This window comes from Psychrobacillus sp. FSL K6-1267, assembly GCF_038003265.1.
Classification (GTDB): Bacteria; Bacillota; Bacilli; order Bacillales_A; family Planococcaceae; genus Psychrobacillus; species Psychrobacillus faecigallinarum.
Genome location: NZ_JBBOOR010000001.1, coordinates 2,556,780 through 2,574,414, shown reverse-complemented (window position 1 = coordinate 2,574,414; position 17,635 = coordinate 2,556,780). Strand labels below are relative to the sequence as shown.

Sequence of the window (17,635 nt, the reverse complement as noted above, 5' to 3'; positions counted from 1 at the left end):
TATATAACTAATTTAGTTCTGCATTAATGTAGCATACTAAATTATAATACAACTATTGAAAGCTATCCAATAACTCGAGGGAAATAAAATTTTGAAAATTTAAATATTACGAATATAATAGAATTAAAGAAAAAGAAAGTTGGTGTTTTCTAGAGGGTAAGTATAAAACATAAAATTTATATTCAAATGAGTTAAATTCATAATTCCAATAATTATAAAGAACACGAACAATCGAGAAGAGAATAATGATATCTAAATGCTGTCAACGAGTAAAATGTAATTGATTTACGCTTTAGGGGGACGCTTTCCGTGGGGTGAGTGATAAGCCATCACCGCCTGCAGCTCCAATTACTCGTAGAGCAAAGCTCGTGTTTACTGGTAAAGTACTATTATGAAATTAACTAAACTAGGAGGAATTTATGGGAAATACACTAATCCAAGCAGATGACACACTTACACTTTGGGGAATCATTGTTATCGTTGCTTCATTGAGTATTTTTTTGGAGCAGAGATTTAGCTGGGCGGCGAAAATAACTGGTGCCATTATCGCTTTATTGATAGCCATACTCTTATCTAACACGGGGATTATACCAACTGAATCCGCTGTTTATGATTCGGTATGGAGCATTATTGTTCCACTTGCAATACCATTACTATTATTTCATGTGAATATTAAAAAGCTGTTTAAGGAAAGCGGCAGACTTTTAATGATATTTTTAATAAGTTCGGTAGGTACTGTTGCTGGAACAATTATAGCATTTTTTATATTAAAGGATCATATACCATTACTCAATAAGCTGGCTGCTATGTTCAGTGCTAGCTACATAGGTGGAGGGGTTAACTTTGCAGCAATGTCTGCTAAGTTTGAAACGCCGGGGGAGTTAGTTTCATCGGCGGTAGTTGCAGACAACTTAAATATGGCGCTTCTTTTTGTTATATTAATGGTTATTCCTACTATGCAATTTTTCCGTAAAAAGTATAAAACACCACATATAGATGAGTTAGAATCTCAAAGTAATAAGGATCAAGTAAATCAGTCAAAAGCCTATTGGAAGGCGAAGGAGATATCCCTAAAGGATATAGCTTTGTCGGTAGGAACGGCGTTTGCATTAGTTATTTTAGCTAAAAAGGTATCTACTTGGTTTGATACTCTTATTCCTTCTGGAGAAGATGTAAACTTTCTACTAAACCTGTTAAACGGATTAATAGGAGATCAGTATTTAATGTTAACGACATTCACTTTCCTAGCTCTTTTACTGTTTCCTAAATTCTTCGATTCATTAAGTGGGAGCCAAGAAATTGGAACCTATCTCATACATATTTTCTTTGTAGTGATTGGTATTCCTGCTTCAATTCCATTAATCATAGAAAATGCACCGTTATTGCTAATTTTTGCTTTTATCATTGTAGCAATCAACTTAATCGTATCTTTGGTAGGGGCGAAGGTCTTTAAATTTGAACTTGAGGAAACACTGTTAGCAGTAAATGCAAATATCGGCGGTCCCACTACAGCCGCAGCACTGGCAATTGCAAAGGGATGGAGTAATCTAGTAGGACCAATCTTAATTGTTGGAACACTGGGATATATAATTGGAAACTACGTGGGTACTTTCTTAGGACTGTGGTTAGAGGGCTTTATGTAAAATAATTTTATAAAAATAGCATTGCAGTCGCAATGCTATTTTTTTTGGTTAGTACAAAATAAATAATACCTTGCATTATTAGGTAATATAATTTATAAATAATAGTAAGGTGGTGTAAAAAATGGAAATAAATAAAGAGGTGTTGAAGGGGCATATTGATACACTCATATTATCTCTGTTACAGAAAAACGATCGCTATGGATATGAAATCGCTAAAATCGTTCGAGAGAAAAGTAACAATCTTTTTGAACTAAAGGAAGGAACACTTTATTTGTCTTTAAAAAGATTGGAGAAAAACAATTGGATAGAGTCCTATTGGGGTGATGAACAAGGGCCCGGTGGAAGAAGAAAATATTATAAGCTTACTTCCCTTGGAGAAGTGGGCTACAAGGAAAAATGCAATGAATGGTTATTTGTAAAAAAAATAATGGATTCTTTTTTGGAAGGAGGAGATTAATTTGAAACAAGTAGATTTATTTGTTAATTCTGTTTATCAAAACACAAAAGGAAATAAGAAAGAGATTCTTGAAATGAAAGCTGAGATGAGAACTCATTTATTAGAAGCTGTCCATGATTTAAAACAAGAAGGTATAACTGAAGAGGAAGCTGTTAAAATAGCCATATCCAGATTCGGAGAGGAAAAAGAAATTCGTACCATTCTTGGTGAAATGTTTAAAGCCCAACAAGTATTTGCTAAATGGATTTTATATTTATCACTAGCTTTCCTTGTTTTATTTTTATCGGTTTTTGGTTGGCTTTGGCAAAATGCAGAAGAGCAATCGTCTCAAATATCTAATGTAGCAACAGAGATAGCAACAGTTTTAGAAAACAAAACTACTATTACACCTGAAATGATAATGGCGATAGAGAACTCTATAATAAAAACTGATTTCATAACTACTGTTAAGATATTTGATGTGAGGGGAGTCAAAGAGGGTGAGAAACCTGGCGACTACTCGAATGTATTTGAATATGTTGAAGAAGCAACTCCAGACTATAAATTAAATCAAGCAGTTTGGTCCCCTGAATGGCTAAAGCCAGCCTTTTATCCATATGGGAATGGAGATGATCAGTGGTTCGTTAGTATGGAGCAAAGAGTGTTTAGTAAAGTGATGACAATCATTTTATTTGTGGGAGTAACAATCTATTGGACTTTGTTCACAATTTGGGCAACCATCAACGCTTATCATCAGAAGAGGTTAAATATTGCTTGGATTATCATATTTGCTTTATCGAATATTTTTGGCTTTTTAGTATATTATCTAGTTGGTAAAAGAAAAGTTATGGCTTAAAAAAATTTAAAAATAAACCTATAGAGGAAGAATGATGTATGGCAAATACTCATTCTTCCTTTGTTTTTGTTGAGAAATTTGAACTAATATATACTCTAATATTAGAAAAAAGACTAAATAACTAATTCGTTTATATCAATTCAAAGGAAAATTTAGAATATTAGGCATTTAGTCATTCTAAAGATTTTAAAATATCAATTATTTGACTTCTATAATATTCGCAATGTAGAATGACAAAATGACGTAAAAGTATCAAGAGACAGTGAAGGTATAATGTTGGTTTTTAAAGGAAATCTCATTCGAATTATTTGAAAGCGTTTTTGTTTGCTGTCTTACAAGATAAGTGAAACGAGCAGGCAAAGTTAAGTCAATAAATATATGCATTTCACATCATTTTGAAAGCGGTCACAAATGGTTTTCTAAAAATTTATAATTTCTTCATTTGATACCTTGATGCTAAGACGAGCTAAGAAAATACAACAAGTTGTATAATCAAAAAATAATAAAAATTGAGGTATAGAGAATGTCAATTTTAATAGGAATAATAGGATTAATTGTAGTCTTTGGATTAGCTTACTTAATTAGTAATGATAAGAAAGCGATTAATTTTAAAGCTGTTGGAGTTATGTTAGTTCTTCAAGTCGTATTAACTTTAATCATGTTCAAGACAACTGTGGGACTGACTGTAATAGAAGGTATTGGTAATGGTTTTACAAAAGTTATTAATATAGGGCGTGAAGGGGTAAACTTCGTAGTTGGAGGTTGGGTCCCAGAAGGCGGCTCAGTATTCTTTATAAATGTATTAGTAATTTTAATTTTTACTTCTATGTTACTTTCAGTTTTAACTTACTTACGTGTCCTACCACTTATTATTAAATATTTGGGAGGATTCCTGTCTAAAATTACAGGGCTTTCACGTGTAAGTACTTTCCATGCTGTAAATAATATTTTCTTCGGTCAATCAGAAGGAATCTTAGCTATTAAATCACACGTACTTAAAATGGACAAAAACAAGTTGTTTGTGATGACAATCACATCTATGGCATCTGCATCTGCATCCATTATGGGTTCTTATATCACTATGTTACCTGCTAAGTATGTTTTAGGTGCAATGGCTCTAAATGCATTGTCAGGTTTGATTATTGGTATAATTATTGCTCCTGACTCTTCTAAGGAAGAAGAAATTATCGACATCAAAGAAGCATCTCAAGCAAAATCTCTATTTGAATCTATCTCAATGGGAGCATTAGATGGAGGTAGAGTGGCCTTAATTGTAGCAGCTATGCTAGTTGCTTACGTAGGATTAATGGCGTTAATAGACGCAGGGTTCCAAGCTGCGATCGGTTTAACGTTTACGGAAATTTTAGGATATGTATTTGCGCCGATTGCTTGGTTAATGGGTGTACCTGCAAGCGAAATTTTAGTAGCCGGTCAAACGATGGGTACGAAGCTTGCAACTAACGAATTTGTAGCAATGCTTCAATTCAGAGATCAAATTCCTAATCTTTCTGAGAAAACAGTTGCAGTAGTTTCGGTATTCTTAATTAGCTTTGCGAATTTCAGTTCTATTGGAATAGTTAGTGGCTCTCTACAAGCTATCAACGGAGAAAAAGCTTCTATCGTTTCAAAACATGGTCTTAAGTTATTAGTCGCTTCTACCATGGTTTCTTTCTTAACTGCAACCTTAGTTGGGATATTTATTTAAGCTTCAATCTTAAATAGCGTCACTCTCTTTATTGGGAATGATGCTATTTTTTTATAAAGATGTGTATCGAACTAAGATATTTATTTAACATAAATGAAGGAACCAATAGATTTCTAATTTTTTTATTATTTTTAGATTAGATTGTAGTTAATTGTGGTACTTATATATTAGTAAGTATAGATTTAGTTGTTATTGGAAGATTATTGGTTTTTATGGAAATTTAGCATTACAAAAATTAGTTACTCGTTGATTCTAGGTGATAATACAATATTGTAAAGTTGGCTGAGTTAATTTCATAAATAGCACTTTACCAATTAAATATGCACATTTCTTATTTGTTCATTGTAGCGGAGGGTGGTGTTGGCTTATCGCTCACCTCAATGAAATATTTTATATTGCTAGAAAAGCATGTAATTGTTCGTGTTTTTTCATAAAAACAGAAATTATGAAATTTATTCAACTATAATATTTTTACATAATAATTTGTCGGAAAAATTACTTAATGCAGAATACTTCAACTAGAACAATGAATAATCTATTTAGCTAATATTCTATTAAGCTGCCAATAATTTTTTGATTATATATTTAGTAAAGGGTGATTGAATGAAATTAGCAACTAGGATATTGTGGGCTTTAGTACTTGGTGCGGTTGTCGGAGTAATTTTAAATATCGTAGCACCAGAATTTTTTAAAACGGCAGATAGTTATTTGTTTACACCACTAGGAACAATCTTTTTGAATCTTATTAAGATGTTAATAGTACCTTTAGTATTCTTCTCAATAGCTGTAGGGGTTGCTAATATAGGAGATCCAAAATCGTTAGGGCGTATGGGCGGAAAGGCAATGCTTTTCTTTTTAGCAACAACCGCTGTAGCGATTACTATAGGGATAGTATTAGCACTTGTTTTCCAACCAGGGAACAGTGAAAACTTTGATGTAGGATCAGTTGAGTACGAAGCTGCAGAAGCACCACCAGTTTCAGAAACATTGCTTGGAATAATTCCAGCTAACCCTGTTGAAGCAATGGCTAGTGGAGATATGCTACAAATTATTTTCTTTGCGGTATTTATTGGTTTAGGAATTAGCTATTTAGGAAGCAAAGTGGAAAGTGTCCAAAGGTTTATGGAGCAGGCAAATGAATTAATGATGTTTTTAGTGACATTAGTGATGAAGTTTGCACCAATTGGCACATTTGGATTACTAGCTTCAGCTGTAGGGAAGCAAGGTTTTGATGCTCTAAAAGTAATGTTTATGTATATGGTAGTCGTCTTTTTAGCATTACTAGTTCATTCAGTTATCGTCTATGGTTCCGCACTTAAGCTTTTAGCTAAACAAAATCCGTTGAAGGTCATTAAAGAATACTTACCTGCTTTAACAGTGGCGTTTAGTACTTCTAGTAGCAGTGCGACCTTACCAATATCTATGGAGATTGCACAAAAAAAATTGGGAGTGCCAAAAGGGATCAGTAGTTTTGTTCAGCCTTTGGGGGCGACAGTTAATATGGATGGAACAGCAATCATGCAAGGGGTTGCGACAATTTTTATTGCTCAGGTATATGGAGTAGATCTATCGTTTGTCCAAATGCTTACAGTTGTTTTGACAGCAGTGCTTGCTTCAATCGGTACAGCAGCTGTCCCAGGGGCTGGTATGATTATGCTAGCGATGGTGCTAGAGTCTGTTAATCTTCCCGTGGAAGGGATCGCATTAATCATTGGTATTGACCGATTACTTGATATGACAAGAACAATGGTCAATTGTACAGGTGACTTAACATGTGCACTTTATGTAACTGAAAGTGAAAAGAAACATCAGAAATCTAGAACAGTGGAATCTACTTCTACGATTAATTAAGTAATAATATAAAAAAGCTATTTCAAGGATGAATAATCACAACTTGAGATAGCTTTTTTTGTAGATTTAATGTTATTAACTCGAGCGAGGAGAGGAATTGACATGGCAAGTATAATGGGTTATTTCGCTGATTCCTAGGAAAGCTATCACGATTATTTTATCCCATGTAATACTCTGTTAAAATTATATTGTAGCTTGAGCAGTCTCTAGCTTTTCTCAGCAGTGACAATATAATTCTATACTTCCTCCTGAAAATAAATCTTATAAAACTTTCGCTTGGTAACCTCATCATAGCCAACTTCTATAAGCTGATCTACTTGATCAATATCCCGAACATTCACTTGAATTTCAATGTTGGAATCCAGCTTAATTTTTCGCTTATAAATTTTTTCTGACTTAGCAATTGCACTTTCAGATATGACAGTTTCATATGGCTTCACCGAATTAACTATAATATCTTTTTGAGTTTGATCTGCATTGTCAAAAACCGTTTCAATATATTCGTCAACTTCAAATGTTTCTTCATTTCTAAAGTAATCAAGCGTTTTGTTTAGTAGTCCAAGCTTTTCGGTATTCGTGAAGCTCTCTTCTTTAACTATTAGTTTTTTGCATTCTGTTAAAGCTAAATTAGTTTTATGGAAGTGTTCATCTGCCACTCTAATATTCAGAAAACGTTCCTGCCAGTAAACAACATCTTCCTTTTTCTTTGTTTTCATGAAAATTGCAGGGGCTGCATCTGGACCCATATCAATGATTACTGCTATATTGTTGATTTTCCTTACGTTAATCCCATCTACACCGTTTACTATTACTTTGTCTTGTTCATTTTTAATATCTAAATACATCTCTTTTTCATCAATTTTAACGATAGCAAGAGCTTTTTTAGTCTCTGTATTCCATATGCAGTTTTCAAACAATCCAATAAATAATTCTCCGTTTTTTATATTAGGATGCTGAGAAACGCTTTGTAGATGAACTGCAATATTTTTTGATTGCTCTAGGAAATTATTTTTGTTATCAAAAATGCTATTTACATATGTGTAAACTTCATTTAGCCCTAGGTCTGTTTGATGGAAGAAATCATATTGTTGCTCAAAATCTACTTTGTTAAATGCCAATTGTGTGAATGCAGCCTCTAGCATAACTTCTGGTTGTAAATATATTTCGTCACCTAAAACAAGTGAATCGCCTACATAATGCACTATATATCGATCTAACTTACTTTCATTTACTTCTAACACTTCTTCACCTTCTATATTAGAGTTCTAGATATTCTACCATATCATATTCTAGAAGCTATTTTCATATATTTTTTTCACTTATTTTTGTTAAAGGATGGTAAGAGAAACCTGTTTCCTTAAAAGTATTAAATCCAATGAGCAAAGACTTATAACCGTTCGCCCTTTGTTTCAGTATTTTCGTCAAGCGAATCCGATGAATCCCCCTAAAGATAGGTGAGAGAATAACCGCTAGCTGCTCTTTTCAACAAAGACAGTGTTCATATATCTTATAGCGAAGGCGGCCTTCTAACTAAATCAATCTAACTAAAATTGGAAGACAGTTGATCGTATAATGCATTGATAATTTTTTGCTATAATATATATATGGATTAAGAGAGTAGAGGTACATATATATGAATTTTTATATCGTCATGCAAGGACAAACGTATATAGAAGAAAAAGAAAATAACATTATTTGGTCTAAACAGGTCGATAAAAGTGGTATGCATCCACATTTTTGGGAGCGAATGAAGGAAGTCAAAGCAGGGGATTGTATTTTTCATTACGTAAAAGGTGACATTGTAGCTGTCAGTATTGCTAAAAAAGATTGTTACGAAGCAGAAAATCCCTATGATGCTCTTTATAAAAAAGTTGGTAATAAGGTAGAAACTTCATACGAGGAACTAAATACTCCATTAAATATTAAGGATAATTTTCAGGAGATAGAGCTATTTCTTCCGATAAAATATTCAGCCTTTCAAGAAAACGGGGATGGTAACCAGGGATATCTTTACCCGTGTAATGAACAATTGGCCATCAAACTTTTAGAGTTAATAGCTGACAACAATGTAAATTTAGAAAAACAGGAGCAGCTTGAATTTGCTATTAGTTCGATTCTATTAAAGGAACCTAATCGACTTCTACAAATTATTGCAGTAATGGAGTCTGAAGCAAAAGTAAAAATTCGCAAAGGACTTCAGAAATTTAAGCAGACGCTTTCCCCTATATGGGATAACCAATGTGCTATATGCAACATCGACTCTCCTGAACTATTACATCCTTGCCCATCAAAACCTTGGAAGGATAGTACTGAGGAAGAAAGGCTAGACCCTTATAATGGAATATTGCTTTGTTATAATCATGAGGCTTTATATGAGAAGGGGTATATAGCATTTGATGGTCAAGGAAAAATCCATATTTCTGCCCGTATAGAAGAAAGGGATTACGATAAATATCGAATTCATTCGAAGATGCGCATTAATAGAAAAGAAGAAAATAAAAAGTACTTTAAATGGCATAAAAAAAATGTATTAAAATAATCGGCTTTCCATCCTGAAAAGGATGGAAAGCTTTTTTAGATAGAGGATAGGGCAATTTTTTTTGACTAGCCTATCTTTGATATTACAATTTTTCATAGAAATATTTGACTTTATGATGGAATAAATAGAAAATTATGTATACATTATTTAGATTTAAAAATAGCATCTTGCATCAAAAGATATATTATTCATTTTGTAAATTGCTTTAGGAGGTTAGTTCAGTGACGAGCAGTCAAGAGATATCATCTTAAAAAATTCTGATATCTAATTATGCAAAAAAAGAAGGGGGTTTATGGAATGGAGAAAGATCTTTATTCTCCAAGTTTATCAGGGGAACAATTCAAAGTTAATATCCATTTTCGGTGCATACTATCAGTGCGATTGTATCTAATTACTTCTCCTATTAATAGGTTAGCTAGTGACTATCACAGCTAGCCTTTTTTAATTGAGTTAATATCTTAATAGCATCTTATCTACAACACACAAATATAAATCTCTTTCTATTTGGTTTATTAGCCTATATTCCGAATAACGATTTGAAATTAGACATTTTGTCCTCTTTCCAATCATAAATTAAATACATATCCAGACAGTGGAGGTTAATATGTATTTATTTAAAAAGGGTTTAGTTATTATTTTTGGCAGTATCTTTATAGCCCTGGGTATCAATTTGTTTTTAGTTCCCTATGAAATACTAGATGGTGGAGTCATAGGTATAGGGTTAATTTTTAACTATTTGTGGGGAGTTAAGACTGGTGCGACAATTATTCTATTTAGTATTCCCATCTTTGTTGTCGCTTGGTATAAATATCGAGAATATTTTTATAACAGTCTACATGGAATGATCATTTCTTCTTTCTTTATTGACTTATTTAAACCATTTAGTCAGCTAGTGATCTTGGAATCTGTTCCTAGTGCTTTAGTTGGTGGGTCACTAGTGGGAATTGGTATAGGTTTTATGCTTAGATATCGGACAAGTACTGGGGGGACTGATTTAGTTGCACAGTTTATAAGTGCAAAGACGGGTGTAAACGTAGGTATAAATATTTTTGTTATTGACTCACTAGTATTAGTTGTAGGTGGATTATTGCTGTCTATGGATTCCTTTTTGCTTTCAATCATGACCATTTTGTCTGTTGCTCTGTCAACTAGTCTCATAGCTAGAAAAACAAAACCCCATCCTAATTCACCTATAACAGCATAGTGTTTTAGCTATAGTAGATATATTTCTACCTAGTTCTAATCTGCTCTTCTTAATAAATTCTATAATATAAATTGAATTAATTTTATCTGAATATTAAAATAAATTAATAGAATCAAATTATGATGAAAAGGGGAGAGAAATGTCATATGAGAATAATGTATACAAACGGAAATATTTTTACGATGAATTTAGAAGAACCTCTTGTACAGTCTATAGTAATCGAAGATGAAGAAATTATAGATTTAGGAACCAATGAAGACATGATGCTTCAATGGGGAAGGGATAATACAACAGTCATAGATTTGGACGGTAAATATGCGTTTCCAGGGTTAATAGATAGTCATTTACATATTTCGAGCGTTGGTATTAATGCTCAAGAGCTAGATCTGACAGGTATAGAGTCAAAAGAGAAGCTTCTTAATGTAATAAGCAATAAGGCCAGGTTAATTCAACCTGGAGAATGGATATTAGGGAGGGGCTGGGATGAGAATATATTTCCTGATAAACAAATTCCAACAATTGAAGAACTAAACTATGTCTCACCCGACTCTCCATTATTTCTTCCGCGAGTTTGTGGTCATGCATTTCTAGTGAATACAAAAGCTCTAGAGCAAAGTGGTTATCATGATAAGCTGTCTGTACCGTATGGAGGAACAGTAGTTACAAGCACCGAAACAAATAAACCCACTGGACTATTACTTGAAACTGCTTCTACTATAATTACAGATCGTATTCCTATTAAAAGCTATGAACAGCTTAAGCATGCTGTAAAGTGGGGGCTGGAGGATGCTTTAAGAGTTGGTTTAACAGGTATTCATACGAACGACCCAACTTACTTGAATGGTGCTAAGCAAACTTACAAGCTATTTAATGAACTAATAAATCAAGAGGGGATTGGTCCTAGAAGCAATCTTTTAATGGACTATAAATACCTGGAAGAATTAAAGGATGCAGGAATGTATGCAGGGTATGGAAACAATAAAGTGATGATTGGTGCTATAAAGTTCTTTGCAGATGGTGCATTGGGAGGTAGAACGGCACTTTTGTCCGAGCCCTATGCAGATAGTTCAGGTAATTACGGGAACGCTATGTATGAGAAGGAAGAGCTATTGCAACTAATGAGAAATTGTAGAGAATTTGATATGCCGATAGCTGTCCACACCATCGGTGACCAGGCTTTGATAGATGTTCTGGATAATCTCGACAAACTGAAGCCAGTTGCCTACAGGGACAGATTGATCCATGTGTCTATTCTAAATGACCAATTAATCGAACGATTAAAAAGTCCTAATCGCATAATCGATATACAACCTAAATTTGTACCAAGCGATTATCCTTGGATTGTTGATAGGTTAGGAGAGTCAAGAGCTAATTTGTCTTATCCATTTAAAACGTTGCTAGAAAAAGGTGTCATTACAGCCGGAAGCTCAGATGCACCTATCGAACCGTTAAATCCCTTATTAGGAATTCATGCAGCTGTTACCCGTAAAAAAATTGGGGAAAATCATAATGGTTATAATGAGGCAGAAAAACTCTCCATGTATAAAGCCTTTAAAATTTTTACGGTAGGGGGTGCCTATGCTACGAATGAAGAGAATATGAAAGGAACGCTAGAAAGAGGAAAGCTTGGAGATATGACAGTACTCAACAAAAATCCATTTAGTATGGAATGTGCAGATGAACTTTTAGAAACAGAAGTTGAGATGACAGTAATTGGCGGTGTTATCAAGTACAGAAAGTAGCGTATGTAAATAATTTAATAGGGGGATGAAGCATGGACGCGATATTAGAAACAATAGTAGGCTGGCTTTGGGGTCTTCCACTAATTTTCACGGTCTTGTTTGTAGGAGTTTACTTTTCAATTGGTAGTAAACTATTCCAATTTGGTTATTTGCCTCATATTTTTAAGGTGACTTTCGGCGATTTATTTAAGAAAAGAGATAAATCAGAGGATTCTAAGGGTATACTGACACCTTTTCAAGCTGTAAGTACAGCTATTGGTGGCAGTGTCGGTGTAGGGAATATAGGTGGAGTGGCAACAGCTATAGCAATAGGAGGACCAGGTGCTGTATTATGGATGTGGCTTACTGCATTGCTAGGGATGATTACTAAAACTGTAGAGGTAACTCTATCGGTTTATTATCGCAATACCGATGAAAAAGGTGATCCTTTTGGAGGACCTACTTATTATATGGAAAAGGGACTTGGTGAAGAAAAAAACTTTAAATATTGGAAAGTACCAGCTATACTTTTCGGAATTGGAATTTTTACTACATTCTTTATCACTCTTCAAAATTATACGATTTCTGAGGCATTAAGCTCTTCTTTTGATATTGGTATGATTCTAGCTTCTTTTATTTATTTAGTTCTCATTTATATTATTATCTATGGTGGGATTAAACGTATTGGTGAAATTGCTAGTAGACTCGTTCCATTTATGTGTATTTTCTACGTATTGGCAGGGCTGTTTATAATTTTTAAGAATTATTCGGAGATCATTCCGGTGTTTAGTTTAATCTTTGAAAGTGCCTTCACTGGTATCGCTGCTGTAGGTGGATTCGCTGGAGCGGCAATTGCCCAAGTAATTCGGATGGGGGTAGCTCGTGCTGTCTACAGTAATGAAGCGGGCTGGGGAACTTCTCCAATGATTCACTCTACAGCTAAAACGAGTCATCCTATTAAACAAGGAATGTGGGGCGCAGTGGAAGTATTTGTAGATACAATCATCGTTTGTACTATTACGGCATTTACAATCATTATTACTGGTGTTTGGTCATCTGGACTGGATGGTGCAGCCTTAACGCTATCTGCTTTTGAAATAGGGATTGGTGAATTTGGTAGATACGTTATCACTATTTCAATATTTCTTTTTGGCCTGACTACATCTACTGGTTGGTATACGTATTATGAAATTCTATTAAGACACGTCTTTGGAGATGAGAAGAAGTTAACGTTAAAATATAAGATTTTACTATGGTTTAAATGGCTTTACCCAATACCAGGGTTTTTAATGGTTGTGTATGCGGTTACTTTTAATCTACCAGGTAAAGCGGTATGGTATTTTGCGGATATCACTACAGCAATTCCAACCTTTGTAAACTTAGTTGTCTTGTTATTTTTAAGTAAAAAATTCTTTGAATTATTAAGAGACTATAAGGCTAGATATTTAAACATAGGTGTTGTAGACCCTAACTTTAATGTGTTTTATGAGGACAGATTAAAAAAGAAAAACAAATAAACTTCACTCATAAAGGTGTCTCTGTGTTAGAAACAATCGTGTTAGTTCGAACAAAAGAACCTTCATGATTGTTTACTACACTGGGACGAACAAATTTCTTCATACTTCTCCGTTAAAGCCTCATACCGCTCCGCATCAAAATCCTTTTGTCCTCGCATGTATTTTTCTTTTAGATTAAAATAACATATCTCGAAATATTCCTCGTTATGATGATGAACGAATGGATCCGTTATTTGTTCAAAAGGTACATCTGTGAAATAACGCTCCATTTTATCTAGCGTCCTAATATTAATGTTGCGAGCACGCATTTCATTTAGAACAAGTTGTGTATAGGCAAACAAATCCTCTTTCGGATAGTCATAAATATAATTTATCAAAATATGTCTGTCTTCCTTAGCAAATATACTATTTAACTCACGCCACTGTGCCAACAGCTGAGATTTTGGCAAATTCCTTAGTAAACTTTGGTGCCATAAGCGCAAACAAAATCATCTCCTGTTCAATCTATTTATCGTGAAAATAGACAGTCTTGTTTTAATTTCCTGATCTTTTTTTCATTAGCGATTTCCTGTTATCATCCTTCGGTAAGAAAAGTGGATTTAGACATATACTTTTCATTTTGCCCTGTTTTTATTCAGGACGCCTGTTATTCTATAATACTACAATACACTGACTTTGATTGAGTGAATTTGTCTTGCTATTGTTGCATTCTTTCTGGGAGGCAAACGGAAAATTTCCGTATTGCTAGATCCAAAATATAATCTAATTACTCCTGCAACCTACCAATTGGCAAAAGTGCCTTCTGGCAAAGCTAATCATAAAGAATAGAAATTTTTTAAAAAATATCAGACTGAAATATTAAACGTTCTGCTCGCTCCCATTATAAGAAAGAAAATTTGAAGGGTTTTTTATATAATTAACTATGTTAATCCGTAAGATTTTTTTCATTTTCATTAAAAGAAAGCAAACGCTCAGTAATTCTCTAGAGCGTTTGTATTATTGCTGTATTTATTTAGTGCATTGTCTTTATTAGGTCAAATAGCTTTAATATGCTCTCCGGAAAAGTGCGGTCTTTCATAGTGCTTAAATACACATTTCGATTTAGAAACTTACTTTGTACTTGGCGTGATATTAAGCTTTCTGATAAATGGTGGTTGACATAGTGTTCAGGCAGGAGGGCAATTCCTAGCCCTTCCTCTACCAATACTTTTATCATTTCAAATCTTTCTATTTTATATTGAATATTCGGCGTGACATTTTCCTGTTCAAAAGCTTTTAGTATTTGTGCACTGGTTTGAAATTCTGGCATACCTATTATCAATGCTTCTTCTGCAAAGTCTTTTAGTGATATTTTCTCCTTCGTAGCAAAAGGATGATCTTTTTTACTTAACACGACGTAAGGCTCGGTATATAACAATTCACTTTTTATTTCCTGATCTACAATATACTGATTAGTTATGACACCATGTACGTTTAAACCCAATAACGCTTGACGGACGGTTTGATTATACAATGTATCCATTAATGTAATTTGGTTTTGTGGGTATTGTTTTTGGTAGGTAATAATTACTTGTGAAAACCAGTAATTTGCTGACTCGATCATGCCTAATCGAATTTCTAACTGCTCGCCTTTTGCAAACTCTTTTAACTCGGTATCCATTACTTCGAATTGAGCAAGTAAACTTTTCGAACGTTCATAGAATTGTAAACCTAATTCTGTTAATCGAAATTGTTTGGTTGTACGTTCTATAAGCGGGGCATTGATTTCTGTTTCTAGTGTTTTTATAGCATTACTTAATGAAGGTTGTGATATATGTAAGGCTTTTGCTGCTCTTGAAAAGCTTTGATATTTTACTATAGCGTTGAAGTAATACATCCTTCGTAAATCCATTTCACACCTCATTTATAGTTTTAAACTATTATAATATAAAAAAATAGTATTTGTTATTATAAATATATATAAATATAATGAAAACATGAATTTTTCAGTTTATAAGGAGTCGAAACATATTGTTAAAAAAAACTGATTTGAGTGTTTGGCAAGGCCGCATAGATCATGAAACGGAACCGACTTACTTTCGTTATCATCAAATTGTTAAAACGGAATCCATAACTAAACAAGGGATAGTTGGATTGATAGGTTTTTCTTGCGATGAAGGTGTTCGACGTAACAATGGGCGTATTGGTGCAAAAGAAGCTCCTCTTGCTTTACGCAAGCAGTTATCATCGTTGCCATGGCGTAATCATATTCATATAAATTCCTTATTCGATTTGGGAGATATCGTTTGTGAGGGCCATGAACTAGAGCAGGCGCAGCGGGAACTAGGAGATAAAGTTTCTGACATTTTAACAAAGGGAAAGGCAATTGTACTTGGAGGCGGGCATGAAACATTATACGGGCAATATTTAGGGGTGCGTAAAGCAGTAGGCCCAGACGCTTCCATAGGTTTGCTTAATATTGATGCGCACTTTGATATGCGTTCTTATGACAATCAAACCTCTTCTGGCACTATGTTTAAGCAAATTTTAGACGAGGATCCAAATGCACATTATTTTGTATGTGGCATCCAACAATATGGAAACACGACGGCATTATTTGATACAGCGGCTAATTATAATGTTCAGTATTTTTTAGATGAACAATTGGATTCACCTCAGTTTACTAAGGATTTAAATAAGTTCATGGATGCGTATGATGTATTACTCGTTACTCTTTGTATGGATGTCTTAAGTGCTGCAGAAGCTCCAGGCGTCAGTGCACCATCTCCATTTGGTTTATCCACTTTAAAGGTTCGTGACATTTTACGTCAGATGATTTCGCATAAAAACACTGTAAGTTTCAGTATCTGTGAAGTTAATCCGACACTCGATATAAATAATCAAACAGCAAAATTGGGGGCTTACTTTATTAATGAAGTAATTATGAATAGCTTCGAATAACCAAAGGGGAATGTATATGGCTATAAATCAAATTACAACACTATGTCTAGCAGTAACATTATTTCTAATAGGTTCATTTTTAGTTAAAAGAGTTGGGTTTTTAAATCGTTTTTGTATTCCAGCTCCTGTTGTGGGAGGTTTACTATTCGCTATTTTAGCGACGATTTTGAAGGGTTTCGACATTATCGAAATTACATTAGATACTTCACTACAATCTATTTTCATGATTACATTTTTTACAACCATTGGACTCGGCGCGAGTTTTAAACTTGTTAAGTTAGGTGGAAAATTGTTAGTAATCTATTGGTTGGCTTGTGGATTCTTAGCCTTAATGCAAAATGTGATTGGCGTTTCTTTAGCGAAAGTAATGGATCTTCATCCATTAATCGGTGTTATGGCTGGAGCTGTATCCATGGAAGGGGGACATGGTGCCGCTGCTGCTTTTGGGGAAACAATTGAAGGCTTAGGCGTTCCTTCTGCCGTATCAATTGGAATGGCAGCAGCTACATGTGGACTAGTAGCTGGTGGACTTGTTGGTGGTCCTGTTATCGGGTACTTAATCCGCAAATTTAACTTAAAGCCATCTTCAGAAGAAACGGAAGCATATGTTGAGAAATCAGAACATCCGATTACAGAAAAATCATTCATGATGCAAGTTTTCTTAATCACTTTTTGTATGGCGGCAGGTACATATGCAGGGGAATTGTTCTCTACTTTAACAGGGTTTGTATTACCTGGTTATGTAGGTGCTATGTTCATAGCAGTAATCGTTCGTAATATCGTTGATCGTTTCAAGCCTGAATTAATCAACATGAAAGAAATCAATTTAATTGGTGATATTTCCCTTGGTATTTTCCTTTCTATGGCATTAATGAGCATAAAGCTATGGGAAATCGCAGATTTAGCCTTACCGTTATTTATCATCGTTTTAGTACAAGTAATCTTCATCGTATTATTCGCAGTGTTTGTTCTTTTTCGATTGCTCGGAAAAAATTACGATGCAGCAATTATGGTATCGGGTTTCCTTGGACATGGCCTAGGAGCAACGCCTAACGCAATGGCCAATATGTCTGCAGTTGTTTCTAAATTTGGTCCATCACGCAAAGCATTCCTAATCGTGCCGATTGTAGGAGCATTCTTAATCGATGTTTTCGGAATGCCAATTATTATTACAACAATTAATCTATTTAAATAAAATATTGGAACCAATAGAATCCTAAAAG

The 17,635-nt window shown here is 34.2% G+C and carries 14 protein-coding genes; 11 read left to right on the top strand and 3 right to left on the bottom strand.

Annotated elements, in window-relative coordinates; all coding sequences use genetic code 11:
• Nucleotides 1-419 precede the first annotated feature (419 nt).
• From MHB55_RS13090 to MHB55_RS13070, 5 genes are all read left to right on the top strand, one after another.
• Nucleotides 420-1,643: a DUF819 family protein gene (locus tag MHB55_RS13090; RefSeq protein ID WP_151113603.1), complete on the top strand. Its 1,224-nt coding sequence runs from the start codon at nt 420-422 to the stop codon at nt 1,641-1,643.
• Between the two features lie 121 nt (nt 1,644-1,764).
• Entirely contained in the window at nt 1,765-2,100 is a 336-nt protein-coding gene (locus tag MHB55_RS13085; RefSeq protein WP_144535586.1) for a PadR family transcriptional regulator, read from the top strand.
• Between the two features lies 1 nt (nt 2,101).
• Nucleotides 2,102-2,935: a permease prefix domain 1-containing protein gene (locus tag MHB55_RS13080; RefSeq protein WP_340863414.1), complete on the top strand. Its 834-nt coding sequence runs from the start codon at nt 2,102-2,104 to the stop codon at nt 2,933-2,935.
• Nucleotides 2,936-3,458: 523 nt separating this feature from the next.
• The gene (locus MHB55_RS13075; protein WP_144535590.1) at nt 3,459-4,640 is read left to right on the top strand and encodes a NupC/NupG family nucleoside CNT transporter; all 1,182 of its coding nucleotides are present in this window, start codon (nt 3,459-3,461) and stop codon (nt 4,638-4,640) included.
• A gap of 603 nt (nt 4,641-5,243) precedes the next feature.
• The gene (locus tag MHB55_RS13070) at nt 5,244-6,491 is read left to right on the top strand and encodes a dicarboxylate/amino acid:cation symporter (protein ID WP_144535592.1); all 1,248 of its coding nucleotides are present in this window, start codon (nt 5,244-5,246) and stop codon (nt 6,489-6,491) included.
• Between the two features lie 236 nt (nt 6,492-6,727).
• On the opposite strand, the gene MHB55_RS13065 is transcribed toward MHB55_RS13070, so the two are convergent.
• Nucleotides 6,728-7,732 (bottom strand): nucleoid-associated protein, encoded by a 1,005-nt coding sequence (locus MHB55_RS13065; RefSeq protein WP_154310507.1) that lies wholly within the window; start codon nt 7,730-7,732, stop codon nt 6,728-6,730.
• Nucleotides 7,733-8,124: 392 nt separating this feature from the next.
• Between MHB55_RS13065 and MHB55_RS13060 the strand changes: the two genes are divergently transcribed.
• The 4 genes from MHB55_RS13060 (at nt 8,125) to MHB55_RS13045 (ending at nt 13,472) form a co-directional block, all read left to right on the top strand.
• Nucleotides 8,125-9,030, top strand: a complete 906-nt coding sequence (locus tag MHB55_RS13060; protein WP_144535596.1) for an HNH endonuclease — start codon at nt 8,125-8,127, stop codon at nt 9,028-9,030.
• A gap of 604 nt (nt 9,031-9,634) precedes the next feature.
• Entirely contained in the window at nt 9,635-10,234 is a 600-nt protein-coding gene (locus MHB55_RS13055) for a YitT family protein (protein WP_154310508.1), read from the top strand.
• A gap of 146 nt (nt 10,235-10,380) precedes the next feature.
• Complete coding sequence (locus MHB55_RS13050; protein ID WP_340863413.1) at nt 10,381-11,976, top strand: amidohydrolase; 1,596 nt, start codon at nt 10,381-10,383, stop codon at nt 11,974-11,976.
• A gap of 32 nt (nt 11,977-12,008) precedes the next feature.
• Nucleotides 12,009-13,472, top strand: a complete 1,464-nt coding sequence (locus tag MHB55_RS13045) for an alanine/glycine:cation symporter family protein (protein WP_340863412.1) — start codon at nt 12,009-12,011, stop codon at nt 13,470-13,472.
• A 62-nt stretch (nt 13,473-13,534) separates the two neighbouring features.
• Here the strand turns inward: MHB55_RS13045 and MHB55_RS13040 are convergent, their stop codons facing one another.
• Together MHB55_RS13040 and MHB55_RS13035 are read right to left on the bottom strand one after the other, a co-directional pair.
• A complete protein-coding gene (locus MHB55_RS13040) occupies nt 13,535-13,954 on the bottom strand; it encodes a pyrimidine dimer DNA glycosylase/endonuclease V (protein ID WP_144535609.1) in 420 nt (139 codons plus the stop codon).
• A gap of 530 nt (nt 13,955-14,484) precedes the next feature.
• Nucleotides 14,485-15,363: a LysR family transcriptional regulator gene (locus tag MHB55_RS13035; protein ID WP_191696799.1), complete on the bottom strand. Its 879-nt coding sequence runs from the start codon at nt 15,361-15,363 to the stop codon at nt 14,485-14,487.
• A 119-nt stretch (nt 15,364-15,482) separates the two neighbouring features.
• Here MHB55_RS13035 and hutG point away from each other — a divergent pair, with 119 nt between their 5' ends.
• Both hutG and gltS read left to right on the top strand, forming a co-directional pair.
• Nucleotides 15,483-16,412 carry a formimidoylglutamase gene (gene hutG / locus MHB55_RS13030; protein WP_191696800.1) on the top strand — a complete coding sequence of 310 codons (930 nt, stop codon included), beginning with the start codon at nt 15,483-15,485 and terminating at the stop codon, nt 16,410-16,412.
• Between the two features lie 10 nt (nt 16,413-16,422).
• A complete protein-coding gene (gltS, locus tag MHB55_RS13025) occupies nt 16,423-17,607 on the top strand; it encodes a sodium/glutamate symporter (protein ID WP_191696801.1) in 1,185 nt (394 codons plus the stop codon).
• The last annotated feature ends 28 nt before the right edge of the window (nt 17,608-17,635 follow it).

Bases quoted from the DNA above. Each gene is read 5' to 3' on its own strand.
- MHB55_RS13090 (WP_151113603.1), top strand. From the start codon at position 420: ATGGGAAATACACTAATCCAAGCAGATGACACACTTACACTTTGGGGA.
- MHB55_RS13085 (WP_144535586.1), top strand. From the start codon at position 1,765: ATGGAAATAAATAAAGAGGTGTTGAAGGGGCATATTGATACACTCATA.
- MHB55_RS13075 (WP_144535590.1), top strand. From the start codon at position 3,459: ATGTCAATTTTAATAGGAATAATAGGATTAATTGTAGTCTTTGGATTA.
- MHB55_RS13070 (WP_144535592.1), top strand. From the start codon at position 5,244: ATGAAATTAGCAACTAGGATATTGTGGGCTTTAGTACTTGGTGCGGTT.
- MHB55_RS13060 (WP_144535596.1), top strand. From the start codon at position 8,125: ATGAATTTTTATATCGTCATGCAAGGACAAACGTATATAGAAGAAAAA.
- MHB55_RS13055 (WP_154310508.1), top strand. From the start codon at position 9,635: ATGTATTTATTTAAAAAGGGTTTAGTTATTATTTTTGGCAGTATCTTT.
- MHB55_RS13050 (WP_340863413.1), top strand. From the start codon at position 10,381: ATGAGAATAATGTATACAAACGGAAATATTTTTACGATGAATTTAGAA.
- MHB55_RS13045 (WP_340863412.1), top strand. From the start codon at position 12,009: ATGGACGCGATATTAGAAACAATAGTAGGCTGGCTTTGGGGTCTTCCA.
- MHB55_RS13035 (WP_191696799.1), bottom strand. From the start codon at position 15,363: ATGGATTTACGAAGGATGTATTACTTCAACGCTATAGTAAAATATCAA.
- gltS (WP_191696801.1), top strand. From the start codon at position 16,423: ATGTATATGGCTATAAATCAAATTACAACACTATGTCTAGCAGTAACA.